Here is an 18,591-nt window from a genome sequence, read left to right on the forward strand (position 1 = left end):
GCCTCAGGCGCAGGCCACGCCTGCGCTGCGTGCGGAGCCTGCGGACAGGCGGCTGCTCCAGAAGACCAGCACCAGGCCCACGGCCGTCAGCGCGGCGGCGGCCCAGCCCAGGTTGACCAGGCCCAGGCCACCGGCCAGGGCCAGGCCGCCAACCCAGGCACCCAGGGCATTGCCCAGGTTGAAGGCCGCAATGTTCAGGCTGGAGACCAGGTTGGCACCCTGGGGGCCGGCCTGGTCCAGCACGCGCATCTGCATGGGTGCCACCGTGGCGAAAGCCACGATGCCCAGCACGATCACATAGGCCATGGCCACGGCCTGGTTCCCGAAGGCCCAGCGGCCTGCCGCCAGCACCACCATCAGCGCGGCAATGCTCCACACCAGTGCGCGCATCACGCCCCGGTCGGCCAGCTTGCCGCCCAGCAGATTGCCTGCGGCCAGGCCCGCGCCGAACAGCAGCAGGGTCAGTGCCACCAGGCTGTCGCCCATGCGGGTCACCTGGGTCAGCAGCGGCTCCACATAGGTGTAGAGCGCAAACACGCCCGCAAAGCCGAAGGCCGTGATGCCCAGGCCCAGCCAGACCTGGCCGTTGGCCAGCACGGCCAGCTCCTGCGCCAGCGGCGTGACCTCGGGGCGGCCCTGGTCGCGCGGCACGAAGGCGGCCAGGATGGCAAAGGCCAGCACGCCGATCGCGGCCACGGCCAGGAAGGCGCTGCGCCAGCCGAACATCTGGCCGATCCAGGCGCCGGCAGGCACGCCCAGCAGGGTGGCCAGGGTCAGGCCCGAGAACATCAGCGCAATCGCCGACGCCTTCTTGTCCACCGGCACCAGGCCCGTGGCCACCACGGCGCCCACGCCGAAGAAGGTGCCGTGGGTCAGCGAGGTCAGCACGCGCGCCGACATCAGCCATTCATAGCTGGGCGCGAACGCGGCGGCCAGGTTGCCGGCGATGAAGATCAGCATCAGCGCCAGCAGCAGGCGCTTGCGCGGCCATTGGCGCGTCAGCAGCGTGAGCACGGGCGCGCCCACGGCCACGCCGATGGCGTAGCCCGAAATCAGCGAGCCCGCCGTGGGAATGCTGATGTGAAGATCCTGGCTGACCTGTGTCAGCAGGCCCATGATGATGAATTCCGTGGTGCCGATGCCAAAGGCACCGGCCGCCAGGGCGAGTAGGGAAAGAGGCATGGACGGATTCCTTGTGATCCTTGGTGTGATGTCCATTAATGTCGCACTGCAACATACCTTTGTGTAGATGGAATAATGGAAACGGATCTGTTCCTGTGTGGAATAGATAACCTCTTTTCAGGAGACGCCATGCCCGCACTTGCCTCACTCACGGCCACCGACACAGGCAGCGCCGATGCCAACCGCTTTGCCGAGCTGGAAATGCTGATCCTGGTGGCCGAGCGCGGCAGCCTCTCGGCCGCTGCGCGCCACCTGGGCATCTCGCCCTCGGCCGTCAGCAAGAGCATGTCGCGGCTGGAGGCGCGCCTGGGCGTGCAGCTGCTGCAGCGCAGCACGCGGCGCCTGCATCTCACGCCCGAAGGCTGCCAGCTGTTCGAGCGCGGCAAGCGCGTGCTGGCCGACCTGGAGGAACTGGAGGCCTGCGTGGCCGTGCGCAGCGAACCACGCGGCCTGGTGCGCATCAACACCAGCTCATCGACCGGAAAAATGCTGCTTGTGCCCCTGGTGCCGCAATTGCTGCAGCGCCATCCCGGGCTGAGCCTGGAACTGAGCTTCACGGACCAGATCGTGGACCTGGTCGAGGCCGGCACGGACATCGCCGTGCGCTGGGGCCAGCTTCCGCCCTCGGACATGGTCGCGCGCCTGCTGGGCCACACGCGGCAGGTCATCCTGGCCTCACCGGAGTACCTGGCCCGCATGGGCAGGCCGCTGCATCCAGACGAGCTGGGCCACCATGTGCGCCTGGGCTGGAGCTACCAGCGCGCCATACCGCACTGGCCATTTCTGGTGGACGGCCAGCGCGTGGCCGTCGATATCGGGGAGGTGGTGCGCGTCAACGACGGCGACGTGATGCGCGAGCTGGCGCTGCACGGCACGGGCCTGGCCCGCCTGTCGCTGTACCACGCCTGGGCCGACGTGCTCGCCGGCCGGCTGGTGCCCGTGCTGGAGGAATTCAACACGGGCGACCTGGAGCCCATACACGCCGTCTACCTGGGCAAGCCCGACCGCCTGCCCCCGCGCACGCGCGCCGTGCTCGACTTCCTGCAGCAGCATGTGGACCTGCGGCATGCAGAGCAGCTGCCGGCACTGCCCTGATGGGGAGCCGGCAGCGGGGGCGTCACTCCTGCTCGGCTGGCAGAGGTGCGGCGCTGAAGGACAGGTTCTCGATGATGTCGTGCAGCACGGTGGGCACTGGGTCCACGGGTGCATCGGCCGCGTAGACGATGCCTGTGCCCACGCCCTTCGGGTCAAGCAGGCGCTTGACAACCATCACCTGTTCGGGGCGGGTTCCATTGGTGCGGGAACTGCCTTCACCCTCGTTCACGCTGTACACGAAGTAGTAGGAACGCAGCAACTGGCCAGAGCTGGTGATCTTCACGCACAGCACGCCGCCCGCCAGATTGCCCCGGATCTGGTGTTCGCAGCCAAACAGCCGGTCTGCAGTTTCCATCAGGCCATTTCCGTTCGCCGTGGCGGGTGTCTGCAGCTGCATATTCACGACTTCGGAGAAAACGCCTTCGCTGCCGAACGAAGTCAGCGCCCAGATTCCGCGCAGGCTGGATGCCACGGCGGGGTAACCGAAGTTGAAACGGGAAATCGCCACTTCCTGCTCGCCGGGCAGCGTGATGAATCCCGAAACGCCGCTGGTGAAGCGCATGCTGACCTGGCCCATATTGCGGTCTTCGGTGCCCGACAGAGGGCCGCTGCCCAGATAGCGGCCACCCGTATAGCGCATCAGCGGCGCTGAAAAACGGTTGTTGGTCAAGGCGCCCGACGTCATGTAGAAGCTCGGCTGCCCGCTGGGCTCGTAGGCATACATCTGCATGACCAGGGTGCCGTTCTGCGCATCAAGGGCGAGTCCGCGACCCGGCTTGCCGTTGAGTTCGGAAGTCACGACCCAGGTGCCATTGCTGGGCATGAATGCGTGCGCCAGGCCGCAGCCCAGCAAGATGGCTGCTGCCAATGCTTTCTTGAACATGGTCCCTCTCTGTCTGATTAAGAAAATGCATGGGCATTCTAGCCATCGTCTTTACAAAGAGAAACAGTGCGATGGTTTTGAGTGGTTTTTTGCTGGAGTCCCTGAAATGGGTTCGTACGCCGGAAATGTGTTTTCCGGCGTACGTATTCAACTTTCTTGAAAGCGCCCGGATTCCATCCATTCACAGGCCTGCCCTGGCATTGCCCACGGGCCGAAAGGCACGGGCACCTTGCCCATCCCGCCCAATCGCCCAGGCACACCAGGCCGATACCGCGCCCGCAAACACCACATACAGGCACACCAGCCAAGGACTGCCACCGGCTGTCTTGACCAGCGCCGTCGCAATGATGGGCGTGATGCCGGACGCGAAAATGCCCGAGAACTGGTAGACGAAGGAAATGCCGGTGTAGCGCACCTTGGCGTCGAACAGGTCGCAGAAGAGGGCGGCTTCGGGACCGTAGACCGCCGCGTAGAGAATGCCGAAGGGCACGACGATGGCAATCCATATCAGCAGCACATTGCCGCCGCTGTGGGCCATGAGCCAGAAGGCCGGGAAGGCCGAGACTGCGGTGATCAGCGATCCCCACAGATACACGCGGCTGCGGCCCAGGCGGTCGGACAGGCGGCCGAACAGCGGAATCGTGAAGCACATCACCACGGCGGCGACCATCACGCCGATCAATGCATCGGTGCGGCTGATCTGCAGCGTGGAGGTCAGGTAGCTGATCGAGAACACGCCGAAGACATTGAAGAAAACGCCATCGATATAGCGTGCGCCCATGCCCTTGAGCACATTGCCGGGGTAGCGCCGCATCATGTCCATGAAGGGAATCGCGGTCTCGGCATTGCGTGCCTTGACGGCCGCGAATTCGGGCGTCTCCTTCACATGCAGGCGGATGTACATGCCCACGGCCACCATCAGGCCCGAGATCAGGAACGCGACGCGCCAGCCCCAGGCCATGAATTGCTCTTCCGTACACAGCCAGGACAGCAGGGCCACCACGCCCGAGGCCATGAACAGGCCGATGGCCAGGCCCACCTGGGGCAGGGAGGCGTAGAAGCCCCGCTTTTCCTTGGGCGCGTATTCGTAGGCCATGAGCACGGCACCGCCCCATTCGCCGCCCAGGCCTATGCCCTGGGCCACGCGCAACAGCAGCAGCAGGATGGGCGCGGCCACGCCGATCTGCGCATGCGTGGGCAGCAGGCCGATCAGGAAGGTGGACACGCCCATGATCATCAGCGTGACCACCAGGATGCTCTTGCGTCCCACGCGGTCGCCGAAGTGCCCGAAGATCACCCCGCCCAGCGGCCGCGTGACAAAGCCCACGGCGAAGGTGGTGTAGGCCAGCAGCGTGGAGATCAGCGGATCATCGCTGGGAAAGTACAGCTTGCTGAACACGATGCCGGCGACCACGCCGTACAGGAAGAAGTCATACCACTCTATGGTTGCGCCGATGAGCGCGGAGGTCACCACCTTGCGGATGACCCTGGGATCGGTTGCCGTCGTCATGCTGTCTCCTGGTTGTCTGTCGCATTGCCGGGATGCAGGAACGGGCAGTCATGCGACCTTGAGCTGCCCTGTCTCTCCGTGCCTGTCTTCGCGAACCATGTCGGCGGCCTTCTCGGCCATCATCACCACGGGCGCGTTGGTGTTGCCCGAGACCAGGGTGGGCATGACCGAGCAATCGACCACGCGCAGGCCGGCCATGCCGTGCACGCGCAGGCGCGCATCGACCACGGCCAGGGCGTCGCTGCCCATGCGGCAGGTGCCGCTGGGGTGGAAGATGGTGGCGCCGTGGTTGCGGCAGAACTCCAGCAGTTCCGCATCGCTGTGCGCATCGGGGCCGGGCTTGACCTCGCGCTTCACAAAGGGGCGCATGGCCGGCGTGTCGGCAATGGCGCGTGCCGCGCGCACGGCCGCCACGTTGGTGCTGCGGTCCAGATCGGTGGCCAGGTAGTTGGGCTGGATGGAAGGCGGCTCGAAGGCATCGCGCGAGCGGATGCGCAACTGCCCGCGTGACTCGGGCCGCAGCTGGCAGACCGACATGGTGAAGCCCGAGTACGGATGGACCTGCCCCCCTGCCATGTCGGCCGAAAGCGTGGAGACGTGGAACTGGATGTCGGGCGTGTCCGCCACGGGCCGGCCCTGCTCGTCCCTGAGCGCACGCATGAAGCAGCCGCCCTGGTTGATGCCCACGGCCAGCGCGCCCGAGCGGAACAGCAGCCATTCCAGCCCCAGCTTTGTCCTGCCCACCCAGGAATTGAGCTGGTCATTGGTGGTGATGGGCTGGCTGCATTCGTAGCCCAGGCGGATCTGAAGATGGTCCTGCAGGTTCTCGCCCACGCCCGGCAGATCGTGCACCACGGGAATCCCCAGGGACTGCGACAGCGCGGCCGGGCCTATGCCCGACAGTTGCAGCAGCTGCGGCGACTGGATGGCTCCTGCCGACAGAATCACCTCGGCCCGCGCCTGGGCCTGGCGCTCCTGCCCGCCTTGCCGGTAGCGGATGCCGACGGCGCGCCGGCCGCGCAGCACCAGCTGCGTGGCCATGGCATCGGTCTCTATGCGCAGATTGGGGCGGCGCCGGGCCTCGCCCAGATAGGCCTTGGCCGTGCTGCAGCGCAGGCCCTTGTGGGTGGTGAGCTGGTAGTAGCCCGCGCCCTCCTGGTCGCGGCCGTTGAAGTCCTCGGTGCGGGGCACGCCGACCTGGCCTGCACCGGCAATGAAGGCCTCGATCAGCGGATGCTGTGCGCCGATGTCCGAGACCTTGAGCGGCCCGTCCGCGCCATGGCCCGGGAAGGCGCCGCGCGCATTGCCTTCGGACTTCACAAAGTAGGGCAGCACCTCCTCATACGACCAGCCCGCATTGCCCAGCGCCGCCCAGTGGTCGTAGTCCTCGCGCTGGCCGCGCACGTAGATCAGGCCGTTGATCGAACTGCTGCCGCCCAGCGTGCGGCCGCGCGGCCAGTAGATGCGCCGGCCGTTCATGTTGGGGTCCGGGTCGGTCTCGAACTTCCAGTTGTAGACGGGGCTCCACATGGTCTTGCCGTAGCCGATGGGCAGGTGGATCCAGGGCGAGCGGTCCGGCGGGCCGGCCTCCAGCAGCAGCACCCGCGTGGCCGGGTCCTCGGACAGGCGCGCGGCCAGCACGCAGCCTGCCGAGCCTGCTCCCACGATCACGTAGTCATAGCTGTCGATGGGGTCCGGCATGCGGTGGCTCCTTTTGAGTTTCTTTTAAAGGAACTATTTGTTCCTTTCAGTGAAACTTATTCGTTGCCGCCGTGGACTGCAACCCCGCGCAAACCCTTGCCGCCTCCTGGCGATCAGGCATGATCGAAAGCGTTTCCGGCCTTCCACACGACACGACACCGCCCCATGCCGCCATCCCTTGCCAGCGCTGCCCCGGACCCCACCCCTGCACGGCAGGACGAAGCGAACTCGGTCTCCGATCGCTCCCTGGCCGTGCTCGATTTCGTGACCCAGGCCGAGGCCCCGCCGGGCCTCATGGACATCGCAGCCGCGCTCAACCTGCCCAAGGCCACGGCTTCGCGCCTGTGCTCCCACCTGGAGGCGCGGCAGTGGCTGTTGCGCCATGAGGGTGACCGCAGCTTCTCGCCAGGCCCCAAGCTGCTGAGCCTGGCCGTGCGCGCCCTGCAAGCCGATCCGCGCCAGGCCCTGCGCCATGAGTTGCTGTCCCAACTGGTGGCGCGGCTGGGCGAGACCTGCAACCTCACCGTGCTGGACGGCACGCGCGTGCGCTACCTGGACCGTGTCGAGACCCACTGGCCGCTGCGCATCCAGCTGGAGGCCGGATCGATGGTGCCCATCCACGCCACGGCCAGCGGCAAGCTGTTCCTGGCCCATATGCCTGCGGCCCGGCGCGCCGCCATTCTGGACAGCGTGGAACTCACCGCCTGCACGGCCAACACGCTGACCACGCCCGAGGCGCTGGCCGATGAATGCGCGCGCATCGTGCGCGAAGGCCACTCCTGCGATCGCGAGGAATTCATGCGCGGCATGATCGCCGTGGCCGTGCCCGTGCGCGATGCCAAGGGCCAGTGCCGCGCCACGCTGGCCGTGCATGCGCCCGAGGCGCGCATGCCGCTGGCGCAGGCGCTGGAGGGCCTGCCGCACCTGAAGGAAACGGCCCAGCGCATGGCCGGCCTGCTCTTCTGAGGCGCTGGGCACCCCAGAAAAAAGGCCCCCACGCTACCCTTGCTGCGCAAGGTCCGCTGCCCCCCCCCAGGGGCCGCTTTTTGCCTTGGGGCGGCCCGGCGGCAAAAAAAAGGGCCTCACTCGGAGGCCCTTGTCGTCACTGGAAGCCCAGCGTATGCGGCAACCAGGTGGACAGCGCGGGGATGAAGGTCAGCAGGCACAGCACCACGAAGTGGGCCAGCAGGAACAGCGGCATCTCGCGCGTGAGATCGGTGATGGATACGCGCGTGGCCACCGAGGTCACGAACAGCAGCCCGCCCACGGGCGGCGTGATCATGCCCAGCGTCAGGTTCACGATCACCACCATGGCGAAGTGCGTGGGATCGATGCCCAGGCTGAACGCAATGGGCGCCAGGATGGGCACCAGGATCATCACGCCGGGCAGCGGCTCCATGAAGATGCCGAACACCAGCAGCAGGATGTTCACCGCCACCAGGAACAGGGTGGGCGACAGCTCCCAGCTCACGATCAGCTCGGACAGGTACTGCGGAATGCCCTCCACCGTCAGCACCCAGGCGAAGGCGGCCGAAGTCGCCATCACCAGCAGCACCGAGGCCGTCAGCATGGCCGAGCGCGCCGCAATGCCCGGCAGCGCCGACCACTGCAGCGTGCGGTAAACCCACTTGCCGCATACCAGGGCGTAGAACACGGCCACCACCGAAGCCTCGGTGGGCGTGAAGATGCCGAAGCGGATGCCCACCACGATGAGCACGATCAGCATCAGCGCGGGAATCGCCTTGAAGCTGTTGATCCACATCGTGCGGCCGTCAGGGCGCGGCTCGGTGGAGCGGTAGTCGCGCTTCCTGCACACCCACCAGTTCACGGCGGCCATGGCCAGCGCGATCAGGATGCCGGGGATGAAGCCGGCCATGAACAGCCCGCCCACCGACACGTTCTCATCCTGCAGCGCGTAGATGATCATGCTCACCGACGGCGGAATGATGGGCCCCACGATGGCCGTGCTGGCCGTCAGCGCCGCCGCGTAGGAGCGTGCATAGCCGGCCTTGTCCATCATCTTGACCATCATCGAGCCGGGGCCGGCCGCATCGGCCAGGGCCGAGCCCGAAATGCCCGAGAACAGCGTCAGCGACAGCACATTGGCATAGCCCAGGCCGCCGCGCAGATGGCCCACGAACTGCGCTGCAAAGCGCAGCAGCACATGCGTGAGCGCGCCGCCCGACATCAGCTCGGCCGCCAGGATGAAGAAAGGCACGGCCATCAGCGGAAAGCTGTCTATGCCCGTGAACATCTCCTTGAACACGATGAGCTGCGGATAGCGGCCGCCCACGAAGACGGCCAGCGCAGCGGAGATCGCCAGCGCGAAGGCCACCGGAAAGCCCAGCGTGAGCAGGACGATGATGGCGATGAAAAGCGTGATACCCATGATGTGTCTGCCTGGTGGATCAGATCGACGCGGCTGCGTCGGCATCCATCTCATCCGACTCCGCGAACGAGCCGTCTGCGATATACCCGCGCGCAATGAACAGCAGATGCACCAGCATCAGCACGAAGCCCACGGGCATGGCCGCGTAGACGAAGGAGATCGGAATGTCCGTGGCCGCCGTGGTCTGGAAGCGCGTGGCCCAGACGTACTGCGACGAGGCCACCGCCATCACCGCGCAGAACAGGCCCACGCCCAGCACCACGAGGCGGCGCAGCCATTGCGCCTTGCGCGTGCCCACCGAGCGGTGCAGGTTGTCGATGGCCACATGGCCGCCGAAGCGCAGCACCAGGCCCGCGCCCAGGAAGGTGACCCAGATCATCATGTGCCGGGCCACTTCCTCGGCCCAGACAATGGAGTCGCCCGTGGTGTAGCGCAGCACCACATTGGCAAACACGATGCAGGCCATGGCCAGCAGCAGCACGATCAGCAGCCAGCGGTTGCAGGCCACAAGGGCGCGTTCGATTCGGTTGAGCATAGGAGTGGGCGAGGGCAGGAGGGGAGTGGCGCAAGGGCCGGGCTGCCGCCGAAAGGTCAGATCATCGGCGCGGGCGCCGTGCGGGGCCACAGGTGTTGCCCGCAGCGGGGCGCCCTGCATTGCGGGCCGCAGCCCGCAATGCGTCAGGGGATTACTTGGCGTTGGCGATGGTGTCCAGTGTCTTCTGGCCGAACTTCTTCGCGTATTCCTTGTAGGCGGGCTCCAGAGCCGTGCGGAAGGCAGCCTGGTCCACCTTCTCCACCACCTGCATGCCATGGCTCTTGGCCTCTTCCACGCCCTTCTTCTCCACCGTGTCCACGAACACGCGCGAAGCGATGGCGCCCGACTTGGCGCCCTGCGTGAAGGCCGCCTTCTGGCTGTCGTTCAAGCTGCCCCAGAACGAGGGCGACACCAGCAGGGCCATGGGCGCGTACACATGGGCCGTCAGCGTCAGGTGCTTTTGCACCTGCCACAGCTTGGCCGAGGCCAGCACCGAGATCGGGTTCTCCTGGCCGTCGATCGTGCCCTGCTGCAGCGCACCGATCACCTCGGGCCAGGACATGGGCGTGGGCGATGCGCCCAGCGTACGGAAGGCCGTGATGTGCACGGGGTTCTCAGTCACACGGATCTTCAGGCCCTTGAGATCGGCCACGCCGTTGACGGCGTGCTTGTTGTTGGACAGGTGGCGAAAGCCCTGCTCGCCCCAGGCCAGCGCGACCAGGCCGCGCTTGCTGAACTTGGCCAGCAGCTCCTGGCCGAAGGCGCCGTCCAGCACGGCGCGTGCATGCTGCGTGTCGCGGAACAGGAAGGGAATGTCCACCACGCCCACATCGGGCACGAAGTTGCTGATGGCGCCCGTCGAGACGATGGCCGCCTCCACCGTGCCCAGCTGCAGGCCCTCGATCAGCTCGCGCTCGCCGCCCAGGGCGGACGCGGGGAACTGCTTGAACTTGTAGGCGCCGTTCGTGCCCTTTTCCACCGCATCGGCCCAGGCCTGGGCGGCCGCGCCGTAGTGCGAATTCACGGCCAGGGCGTAGCCCACCTTGACCTCTTTGGTCTGGGCCAGTACGGCGCCAGCCGAAGCAGCCGCCATGGCGGCCACGCAGGTCGAAAGAAGGGTGCGGCGGATCATTTGCATAGCGGCAGTCTCACTTGTTGTGTGTTGAAAAATGGCCCCCACGCTCCCCTTGCAGGGCAAGGTCCGCGGTCCCCCGCAGGGGGCCGCTTTTCATCCTGGGGCGGCCCGGCGATGAAAAAAAGAGCCCATGGATTGTAGTGACCACTCCCCTTGTGGCGACCACGTACAAAGCGCTCGTCATGTGCGTTGAGGTGCATCTGATTTGGCGATGCCATAGGTGCTGAAATGACAAACGCCCGATGCGCGCAAGCGTCATCGGGCGTCGGGTTCAGATGGAGCGGGTCAGCTCATTACCACTCAGCGTGCCCCGATCCGCTCGAACTCGCTCTCCACCGCCGCATGCGCCTTCAGGATGCTTTGCGAAGGCGCAGGGCTCATGCGGCTGACGACCACCGTGGCCAGCCAGGCCAGGATGAAGCCGGGGATGATCTCGTACAGGCCCAGCCAGCCGAACTGCTTCCACACCAGCACCGTCACGGCGCCGGTGATGATGCCGGCCAGCGCGCCGCCGCGCGTCATGCGGCTCCAGAACAGCGACAGGATGATCACCGGGCCGAAGGCGGCGCCGAAGCCGGCCCAGGCGTAGCTGACCATGCCCAGCACCTTGGAGTCGGGGTTGCTGGCGATGGCGATGGCGATCAAGGCCACCAGCAGCACCATGGCGCGGCCTATCCAGACCAGTTCGATCTGGCTGGCGTTCTTGCGCAGGAAGGTGCGGTAGATGTCCTCGGTCAGCGCGCTGGAGCACACCAGCAGCTGGCACGACAGCGTGCTCATCACGGCCGCCAGGATGGCCGCCAGCAGCGCGCCCGAGATCCAGGGGTTGAACAGCTGCTTGGTGATCTCCATGAACACCGTCTCGGCATTGGCGTTCACGGCGGCGGCGCCACCGGGGTTGGCCGCGAAGTAGGGGATGCCGATGAAGCCCACGGCCACGGCGCCGGCCAGGCACAGGATCATCCAGGTCATGCTGATGCGGCGGGCCGAGGGAATGGTCTGCACCGACGAGGCCGCCATGAAGCGCACCAGGATGTGCGGCTGGCCGAAGTAGCCCAGGCCCCAGGCCAGCAGCGAGACCACGCCCACGAAGCTGGCGCCACGGAACAGGTCGAACTTCTCTGCCGCCACGATGGCGTGCAGGTCCTGGCCCGGCTGCAGATGGCCCTGCACGGCCAGCCAGGCGATCACGGGCGCCAGGATCAGCGCCGTGATCATCATCGAGGCCTGGATGGTGTCCGTCCAGCTCACGGCCAGGAAGCCGCCGATGAACACATAGGCGATGGTGCACAGCGCGCCCACCCACAGGGCCGTGCTGTAGGGCATGCCGAACATGTTCTCGAACAGGCGCGCGCCCGCCACCACGCCCGAGGCGCAGTACAGCGTGAAGAACACCAGGATCACCACGGCCGTCACGATGCGCAGAACGTTGGAGTGGTCCTCGAAGCGGTTGGTCAGGTAGTCGGGCAGCGTCAGCGCATTGCCGGCGCGCTCGGTGTACAGGCGCAGCCGCGCCGCCACCAGGCGCCAGTTCAGGTAGGCGCCCAGGATCAGGCCGATGGCGATCCAGGCTTCCGACAGGCCGGACAGGTAGATGGCGCCGGGCAGGCCCATCAGCAGCCAGCCGCTCATGTCCGAGGCGCCGGCCGACAGCGCCGTCACGAAGCTGCCCAGGCTGCGGCCGCCCAGGATGTAGTCGGAAAGATTCTTGGTGCTGAAGTAGCCGATGGCGCCGATGCCGAGCATGGCGACCAGGTAGATGGCGAACATGATCGCCGTCGGGTCGTTCCAGTTGAATTGCATTGAAGTGTCCTGCGTTGGTCGTGTTTTTCGGGTTGTGCGGGGCGCTTGCCAGGGGCCGGTTGTGCCGGCCCCGGCGGTTCAAGCCATGGTCATGAGTTGGGCGTTTCCGCCTGCGGCGGCGGTATTGGTGCTGATGGATTGCTCGTGGAACAGCGCGGCCAGGTCATAGCCGCGGCCCGCATGCAGCTCGTCGCTGTTGCGGCTTTCCACGCGCACCAGGGCACCGTCGCGCGCGGCGACCTGGGCGCAGACCTGCAGCAGGGCGTCGCCATCGCCCTCGAACAGCAAGGCCGCCATGGGCGCTTGTGCATCAGCCAGCGATTCGGCGCTGGCGCTGTGCAGCCATGGCACACCGGCATCGCCCGCAGCGGCGCGCAGCGCCTGCCAGGTGGCGGCGCAGCCGCTGTCGGCGCCTGTTCCGTTGTCGGGCAGCACCGCATGGCAGGCGTTGCCGCTGGCCAGGGCTGCTGCCACCTGGGCCACCAGGCCCAGCGGCGTGCGCGGCAGTGCCCAGACGGGGCCGCGCGGCAGCAGGCGGTAGCGGTTGGATTCGCCCGTGGGGCCGGGCAGCAGCATGGCGGCGTCCAGGCGCGAGGCGGCCAGGGCCTCGTCGCAGGCGGCCAGGGCCTGCACCTGCTCATCGGCGGACATGTCCTGGGGCGGTGCCTTGGACAGCGTCTCGCGCAGCAGGCCCAGCAATTGCAGCGGTGCCTGGGCGGACGACTCGGCCCGCGCAAAGACGGACAGCGCCGCGCTGGCTGGCCCCTGCGCCAGTCGGTGCAGGTACAGCGGGCCGCCGGCCTTGGGGCCGGTGCCGGACAGGCCCATGCCGCCAAAGGGCTGCACGCCCACCATGGCGCCGATCACATTGCGGTTCACATAGATGTTGCCCGCATGCACGCGCTGGGTGAGGTGGGCAATGGTCTCGTCGATGCGGCTGTGCACGCCGAAGGTCAGGCCGTAGCCGGTGGCGTTGATGCCATCGACCAGTGCGTCCAGCTGCTCGCGCTTGAAGCGGATCACGTGCAGCACGGGGCCGAAGACCTCGCGCTGCAGGCGCGTGGTGCTGTCGATCTCGATGAGGGCCGGGGCCACGTAGTGGCCATTGAGCACGCCGTCCTTGCGTTCCACGCGGGTGACCTTCTGGCCCGCTGCGGCCATCTGCTCTATGTGCTGCTCGATCTGGCGGCGCGCCGCATCGTCGATCACGGGGCCCACATCGGTGTTCAGGCGGTCGGGGTTGCCCAGGGTCCACTCCTGCAGCGCATCGCGCAGCATGGTCAGCGTGCGGTCGGCCACCTCGTCCTGCAGGCACAGCAGGCGCAGGGCAGAGCAGCGCTGGCCGGCCGAATCGAAAGCCGAGGCCAGCACATCGGCCACCACCTGCTCGGCCAGGGCCGAGGAGTCCACCACCATGGCGTTCTGGCCGCCGGTCTCGGCAATCAGCGGAATGGTGCGGCCCGCAGGCGACAGGCGGCGGGACAGCTGGCGTGCAATCAGGCGCGCCACCTCGGTGGAACCCGTGAACATCACGCCCGCCACCTGGGCATGGGCCACCAGGGCCGCGCCCACGGTCTCGCCCGTGCCCGGCACCAGCTGCAGCGCGTCGCGCGGCACGCCAGCCTCGTGCAGCAGGGCCACCATGGCGGCGGCCGTCAGCGGTGTCTGCTCGGCAGGCTTGGCCAGCACCGTGTTGCCGGCGGCCAGGGCCGCAGCCACCTGTCCGCAGAAGATGGCCAGGGGGAAATTCCAGGGACTGATGGCCAGCACCACGCCCAGAGGGCGCTGCGCGGCGTTGTCGAAATGCGCGGCCGCCTGGGCGCCGTAGTAACGCAGGAAGTCCACGGCCTCGCGGACCTCGGCCACGGCGTTGGAAAGGGTCTTGCCTGCCTCCCGCATGATCAGGCCCATCAGCGGCTGGCTGCGCTGCTCCAGCAGGTCGGCGGCGCGGGCCAGCGCGTCGGCACGGGCGGCGGGCGGTGTGCCGGCCCAAATGGGCGCGGCCTGTGCGGCGCGCGCGGCGGCGGCTTCGGCCTCGGCCGCCGTGGCCTCGCGCACCCAGCCCACGATGTCGGACAGCTCGGCCGGGTTGCGCATAGGCTGCCAGCCTTCGGTACGCGCCGGGTCGGCCGGCAGGTCGGCATCCGCGGGCGCGGCCAGATAGGTCTGGCGCGTGCTGTGCAGCAGCGCGGCGGCCAGCGAGGCCAGTTGCTGCTCGTGCGCCAGGTTCAGGCCCTGGGAATTGGCGCGGGCCTGCCCTGGCTTGTCTCCCTGCTGCGCGAACAGATCGGCCGGCAGCGCAATGCGCGGGTGGGGGGCGCCCAGCCGGCCTTCGTTGCGCGCGATCTTCATCACCTCGTCCACCGGGTCGGCCACCAGGTCGGAGACCGGCACGGAGGCATCGCCGATGCGGTTCACGAACGAGGTATTGGCACCGTTCTCCAGCAGGCGGCGCACCAGATAGGCCAGCAGCGTCTCATGGCTGCCCACGGGCGCATAGATGCGGCAGGGGCGGGCCAGCTTGCCTTCGGAGGCCGGGCCCGTCACCTGTGCGTACAGCGGCTCGCCCATGCCGTGCAGGCACTGGAACTCGTACTGGCCGCTGTAGTAGCTGCCGCCCACGGCCTGGGCCAGGTGGTAGATGCTGGCCAGGGTCTGCGCGTTGTGCGTGGCGAACTGGGGGTAGATGGCATCGGGCGCATCCAGCAGCTTGCGCGCGCAGGCCAGGTAGCTCACATCGGTATAGACCTTGCGCGTATAGACGGGGTAGCCGGCCTGGCCGCCTTCCTGGGCGCGCTTGATCTCGCTGTCCCAGTAGGCGCCCTTGACCAGGCGCACCATCAGGCGGCGGCGGCTGCGGCGGGCGAGGTCCACCAGGTAGTCCAGCACCTGCGGGCAGCGCTTCTGGTAGGCCTGGACCACAAAGCCTATGCCGTTCCAGCCCTTGAGCGAGGGCGCGGCACACAAGGCCTCCAGCAGGTCCAGCGACAGCTCCAGCCGGTCGGCCTCTTCGGCATCGATGTTCATGCCGATGTCGTACTGCTTGGCCAGCTCGGCCAGCTGCAGCACGCGCGGCAGCAGCTCGGCCATCACGCGCTCGTACTGCGCGCGGCTGTAGCGCGGGTGCAGGGCCGACAGCTTGATGGAGATGCCCGGCCCCTCGAAGATGCCGCGTCCGTTGGAGGCCGCGCCAATCGCGTGGATGGCCTGCTCGTAGGCCTGCAGGTAGCGCTGTGCGTCGGAATCGGTGGCGGCCGCCTCGCCCAGCATGTCGTAGCTGTAGCGAAAGCCCTGTTTTTCATAGGCGCGGCTGTTGGCCAGCGCCTCGGCAATGTCCTGGCCCGTCACGAACTGCTCGCCCATCAGCTTCATGGCGCGGTGCACGCCCTGGCGGATCAGCGGCTCGCCGCCCTTGCCGATCACGCGCGTCAGCGCCGAAGACAGGTTCTTCTCGCTGCTGGTGGACGTGAGCTTGCCCGTCAGCACCAGGCCCCAGGCCGCCGCGTTCACGAACAGCGAGGGCGAGCGGCCCACATGGGCGCGCCAGTCGCCCTTGCTGATCTTGTCGCGGATCAGCGCATCGCGCGTGGCACGGTCGGGAATGCGCAGCAGCGCCTCGGCCAGGCACATCAGCGCCACGCCTTCCTGGCTGGACAGCGAGAACTCCTGCACCAGCGCCGCCACGCCGCTGCCGGCCGGCGCATCGCGCAGGCCCTGCACCAGCCGGGTTGCCAGCTCGCGCACCTTGTCGGCCTGCTGGGCATCCTGGGCGCGTGCCAGCGGCAGCAGCACCGGCAGGCACTCGGGCTCGGGCCGGTGCCAGGCGGCCGTGATGGCAGCGCGCAACGGCGTCTGCGGCAGGATGGATTGGGCGAATTCCAGAAAAGGTTGCACCTCTTGCGGGCTGCTGGGTTGCCCTTCTTCCAGCGCCACATCGCCCTGGCTGTCGCCCGCGCCGGACAGCCGGATGGTGGTCGCGCCGCGCTCCAGGGCATCGACGTACTGGACAACCGCCTGTTTGATCAGCCAGTGCGGTGTGCGCCCTATCTGCTGGGCGGCGATGCGGATGCGCTCGCGCAGAGCGTCATCAACCTTGATGCCTACGGTGGTGGACATGGTGTGCCAGTGAGGAATGGAAGAGGTGGGAAATGCGAATGGAGATGCACCATGAAGAAGACATGGTGCAACCTTGCTTGGTTGAAATGTCGCAGAGGTTGCGACGTTTTTGGACTGGGGTTAACCCTTTTGTCTCGTGGCCCAAGCCGATACCGCCGTGTTGCGGCCGTGCTGCGACCGGCCTACTGGTAGTCGATGGTGAAGGTCGCCAAGGCATTGGCACTGCCACCGCCGCTCACGGTATTCCTGATCTGCCGGTAGCGCGCCTCCAGGTCGATCTGGAAATTTGCCGTGCCCTGCGAAATCGTGCCCGCCTGCCAGCCGTTGGCTGCGCCAAAGCCCTGGATCGCGCCATTTCTCAGCACCTCCACGCCAACGCCGCTGACCTGCGAGCCGGTCAGCGCCAGCACCGAGGGGACTTGCGTGTCCGTCGTGCCCGACAGCGTCACGAAAGGCTTGATCTGGGTGTTCGGGTCGCCGCCGGAGCAGCTCAGCTGGATGGAGAAGGGCACCTTGTCCGTGGTCGCACCCAAACCCGTGAAGCGTGTGTCGGGATGCGTGCCCAGCGGTACGCTGATGCTGTCCGACACCAGCGTGCAGGTGGGATTGATGGGGACCAGGGTGACACCGGAGAAAACGTATTGCGCGGCGAGTGCTCCGGCAATTTTCATTTCCATGTATGGTCCTGCCAGTTGGATATCTCCAAAAATAGTACTGATGGGTCCTGTTTTTATGAATTCTATTGTAATGATGAAATTTTCTCCCTCGGGAATGGGATAAGAATTTGTTAGTATGGGCAGTTCGTTGGGAATTGTTCCAATCCCCTTCATCGATATGCGCAATCCTATTCCGGAGACGTTGCTGGGGTAGATTCTGACATCAGGTGCTCCGATTCCTGAAAATGAAGGTCTGCTGGCGCCGGAGCAAACCACTTGCGCAATTATTGATGAATGAGCCTTGTTGTCGACTACTGGTTTAATCGGAATTGTTGCAAACACTGTACCGTTTGGTTTGGAGTTTATGTTGATGGGCAAATTCAGGACCTGATTCACGGGGTAAGATGCAATGTAATGGTTCTTTCCATCAGTGGTCGGGTTGGAGTCAGCCGGCATGCAGATTGCTGCATGGGATGCGGAAATGGTGGAAAAAATGATTCCCATGGAAAATGTGAAAAGCTTGTACATATTCATTCTGGTTCTCCATCTGGAATCAAGGCGGCACTTCGAAAGAACAACGTGGCGTCTTGTGCCGTGTGCCGTTAGCCCTGGCATGTGCAGGCGCATGGCATCTCTGAGGAGTGCAGCGCCTGCTCTAAGGCCCTCGCAAAGTCAGGCTTGGGATCAGTGGCGGTTGAGCGAAAGCTGGGCGACACTGGAACTTCCCATGACCGGCTTGATGCCTGGCAGTTCATCAGCAAGGCAGGATGGAGCTTTGGCGATCATTTTCGGCAGCCTGCCCTCAGCAGCGGGGCGACCGGAAGAATGGGCGACGGCGGCCGTGGCCGGGTTCTCTGCGCTGAGGCTCGCGGTGCAGAACGGACCGGTCGGAGCGGCGGCCTCACGGTCAAACTGGTATTGGGCGATGACCACGTCGTCGACCTTGTATTGAAGGAAAACCCCTTTGAGGGGCCCTGCCTGTTTGATCGGGCCAATCTTCACCAGATCGATATAGATGGGAGCATCGGACAGTTCCTGGATGGGGAAGTAACGCCGTTTTGTATTGTCTGGGTTGGTCGGAACAGGCATTTTTCTGAAGTCTATGCGCAGTCCTATGCCGGGAATGGAGCTCTCATAAGCCCGGTGTATCTGGTGAAAGGTGCCCACGCCATACCAGCCAGAGTTTTGGTATTTTGCACAGAACATTGCACCCCCTTTCATTTCAGTATATTTCTTGTTGATGATATAAGGGAGAAAGGCGACGCGGCCCACTACACTGCCGATTGCACGAGATTCAATATCAAACGGCAGTGGGACCTCCAGCGTTCTACTGGGCAGGTGGACATAGTGATTTTTGCCATCGTTGATGGAATTGCCGACTCCATCGTTAGAGCAAAAAGCTTGCGCGTGTGCCTGACCTATGGAAAAAATGAAGAGTACTGAGGACAATGCAATGGCACGGGTAATGGTCATGAAAATGCTCCGTTGCTGAATGAAAAGGCGGTTCTTGGATTTCAATATCGCAGGGCAGGTGACCGGCGGACCGCGTGCCGGAAAGGGGGTGGGCACAGCCATGTACCGCGTCG

The 18,591-nt window shown here is 65.9% G+C and carries 13 protein-coding genes; 2 read left to right on the plus strand and 11 right to left on the minus strand.

Annotated features, from left to right (window positions below; translation table 11 throughout):
• Positions 1 to 3: 3 nt before the first annotated feature.
• On the minus strand, positions 4 to 1,182 hold the full coding sequence (locus LGR64_RS00210) for an MFS transporter (protein WP_043820249.1): 1,179 nt from the start codon (positions 1,180 to 1,182) through the stop codon (positions 4 to 6).
• Between the two features lie 129 nt (positions 1,183 to 1,311).
• Here LGR64_RS00210 and LGR64_RS00215 point away from each other — a divergent pair, with 129 nt between their 5' ends.
• The gene (locus tag LGR64_RS00215) at positions 1,312 to 2,277 is read left to right on the plus strand and encodes a LysR family transcriptional regulator (RefSeq protein ID WP_141829008.1); all 966 of its coding nucleotides are present in this window, start codon (positions 1,312 to 1,314) and stop codon (positions 2,275 to 2,277) included.
• Positions 2,278 to 2,299: 22 nt separating this feature from the next.
• On the opposite strand, the gene LGR64_RS00220 is transcribed toward LGR64_RS00215, so the two are convergent.
• The 3 genes from LGR64_RS00220 to LGR64_RS00230 form a co-directional block, all read right to left on the minus strand.
• Positions 2,300 to 3,160 (minus strand): hypothetical protein, encoded by an 861-nt coding sequence (locus LGR64_RS00220; RefSeq protein WP_141829005.1) that lies wholly within the window; start codon positions 3,158 to 3,160, stop codon positions 2,300 to 2,302.
• A 181-nt stretch (positions 3,161 to 3,341) separates the two neighbouring features.
• On the minus strand, positions 3,342 to 4,670 hold the full coding sequence (locus tag LGR64_RS00225; protein ID WP_016450054.1) for an MFS transporter: 1,329 nt from the start codon (positions 4,668 to 4,670) through the stop codon (positions 3,342 to 3,344).
• A 48-nt stretch (positions 4,671 to 4,718) separates the two neighbouring features.
• Positions 4,719 to 6,371, minus strand: coding sequence for a GMC family oxidoreductase (locus LGR64_RS00230; RefSeq protein ID WP_141829003.1), 1,653 nt, complete (start codon positions 6,369 to 6,371; stop codon positions 4,719 to 4,721).
• A 165-nt stretch (positions 6,372 to 6,536) separates the two neighbouring features.
• Here LGR64_RS00230 and LGR64_RS00235 point away from each other — a divergent pair, with 165 nt between their 5' ends.
• Positions 6,537 to 7,337, plus strand: a complete 801-nt coding sequence (locus LGR64_RS00235; RefSeq protein ID WP_097205597.1) for an IclR family transcriptional regulator — start codon at positions 6,537 to 6,539, stop codon at positions 7,335 to 7,337.
• 136 nt (positions 7,338 to 7,473) lie between these two features.
• Here the strand turns inward: LGR64_RS00235 and LGR64_RS00240 are convergent, their stop codons facing one another.
• The 7 genes from LGR64_RS00240 to LGR64_RS00270 form a co-directional block, all read right to left on the minus strand.
• Positions 7,474 to 8,760 (minus strand): TRAP transporter large permease, encoded by a 1,287-nt coding sequence (locus LGR64_RS00240; RefSeq protein ID WP_013800418.1) that lies wholly within the window; start codon positions 8,758 to 8,760, stop codon positions 7,474 to 7,476.
• A 19-nt stretch (positions 8,761 to 8,779) separates the two neighbouring features.
• Positions 8,780 to 9,295, minus strand: a complete 516-nt coding sequence (locus tag LGR64_RS00245) for a TRAP transporter small permease (protein WP_013800419.1) — start codon at positions 9,293 to 9,295, stop codon at positions 8,780 to 8,782.
• 151 nt (positions 9,296 to 9,446) lie between these two features.
• Positions 9,447 to 10,433 (minus strand): TRAP transporter substrate-binding protein, encoded by a 987-nt coding sequence (locus LGR64_RS00250; RefSeq protein WP_013800420.1) that lies wholly within the window; start codon positions 10,431 to 10,433, stop codon positions 9,447 to 9,449.
• Positions 10,434 to 10,730: 297 nt separating this feature from the next.
• Positions 10,731 to 12,233: a sodium/proline symporter PutP gene (gene putP, locus LGR64_RS00255; RefSeq protein WP_230354796.1), complete on the minus strand. Its 1,503-nt coding sequence runs from the start codon at positions 12,231 to 12,233 to the stop codon at positions 10,731 to 10,733.
• 78 nt (positions 12,234 to 12,311) lie between these two features.
• A complete protein-coding gene (gene putA, locus LGR64_RS00260; RefSeq protein WP_230354797.1) occupies positions 12,312 to 16,349 on the minus strand; it encodes a trifunctional transcriptional regulator/proline dehydrogenase/L-glutamate gamma-semialdehyde dehydrogenase in 4,038 nt (1,345 codons plus the stop codon).
• Between the two features lie 182 nt (positions 16,350 to 16,531).
• Positions 16,532 to 17,539, minus strand: coding sequence for a fimbrial protein (locus tag LGR64_RS00265; RefSeq protein ID WP_185750859.1), 1,008 nt, complete (start codon positions 17,537 to 17,539; stop codon positions 16,532 to 16,534).
• A gap of 150 nt (positions 17,540 to 17,689) precedes the next feature.
• Positions 17,690 to 18,478 carry a hypothetical protein gene (locus LGR64_RS00270; RefSeq protein ID WP_141828993.1) on the minus strand — a complete coding sequence of 263 codons (789 nt, stop codon included), beginning with the start codon at positions 18,476 to 18,478 and terminating at the stop codon, positions 17,690 to 17,692.
• Positions 18,479 to 18,591 lie beyond the last annotated feature (113 nt).

It is taken from the genome of Delftia sp. Lp-1 (genome assembly GCF_020523835.1).
GTDB lineage: Bacteria > Pseudomonadota > Gammaproteobacteria > Burkholderiales > Burkholderiaceae_C > Comamonas > Comamonas acidovorans.

Bases quoted from the DNA above. Each gene is read 5' to 3' on its own strand.
- LGR64_RS00210 (WP_043820249.1), bottom strand. From the start codon at position 1,182: ATGCCTCTTTCCCTACTCGCCCTGGCGGCCGGTGCCTTTGGCATCGGC.
- LGR64_RS00215 (WP_141829008.1), top strand. From the start codon at position 1,312: ATGCCCGCACTTGCCTCACTCACGGCCACCGACACAGGCAGCGCCGAT.
- LGR64_RS00220 (WP_141829005.1), bottom strand. From the start codon at position 3,160: ATGTTCAAGAAAGCATTGGCAGCAGCCATCTTGCTGGGCTGCGGCCTG.
- LGR64_RS00225 (WP_016450054.1), bottom strand. From the start codon at position 4,670: ATGACGACGGCAACCGATCCCAGGGTCATCCGCAAGGTGGTGACCTCC.
- LGR64_RS00230 (WP_141829003.1), bottom strand. From the start codon at position 6,371: ATGCCGGACCCCATCGACAGCTATGACTACGTGATCGTGGGAGCAGGC.
- LGR64_RS00235 (WP_097205597.1), top strand. From the start codon at position 6,537: ATGCCGCCATCCCTTGCCAGCGCTGCCCCGGACCCCACCCCTGCACGG.
- LGR64_RS00240 (WP_013800418.1), bottom strand. From the start codon at position 8,760: ATGGGTATCACGCTTTTCATCGCCATCATCGTCCTGCTCACGCTGGGC.
- LGR64_RS00245 (WP_013800419.1), bottom strand. From the start codon at position 9,295: ATGCTCAACCGAATCGAACGCGCCCTTGTGGCCTGCAACCGCTGGCTG.
- LGR64_RS00250 (WP_013800420.1), bottom strand. From the start codon at position 10,433: ATGCAAATGATCCGCCGCACCCTTCTTTCGACCTGCGTGGCCGCCATG.
- putP (WP_230354796.1), bottom strand. From the start codon at position 12,233: ATGCAATTCAACTGGAACGACCCGACGGCGATCATGTTCGCCATCTAC.
- putA (WP_230354797.1), bottom strand. From the start codon at position 16,349: ATGTCCACCACCGTAGGCATCAAGGTTGATGACGCTCTGCGCGAGCGC.
- LGR64_RS00265 (WP_185750859.1), bottom strand. From the start codon at position 17,539: ATGAATATGTACAAGCTTTTCACATTTTCCATGGGAATCATTTTTTCC.
- LGR64_RS00270 (WP_141828993.1), bottom strand. From the start codon at position 18,478: ATGACCATTACCCGTGCCATTGCATTGTCCTCAGTACTCTTCATTTTT.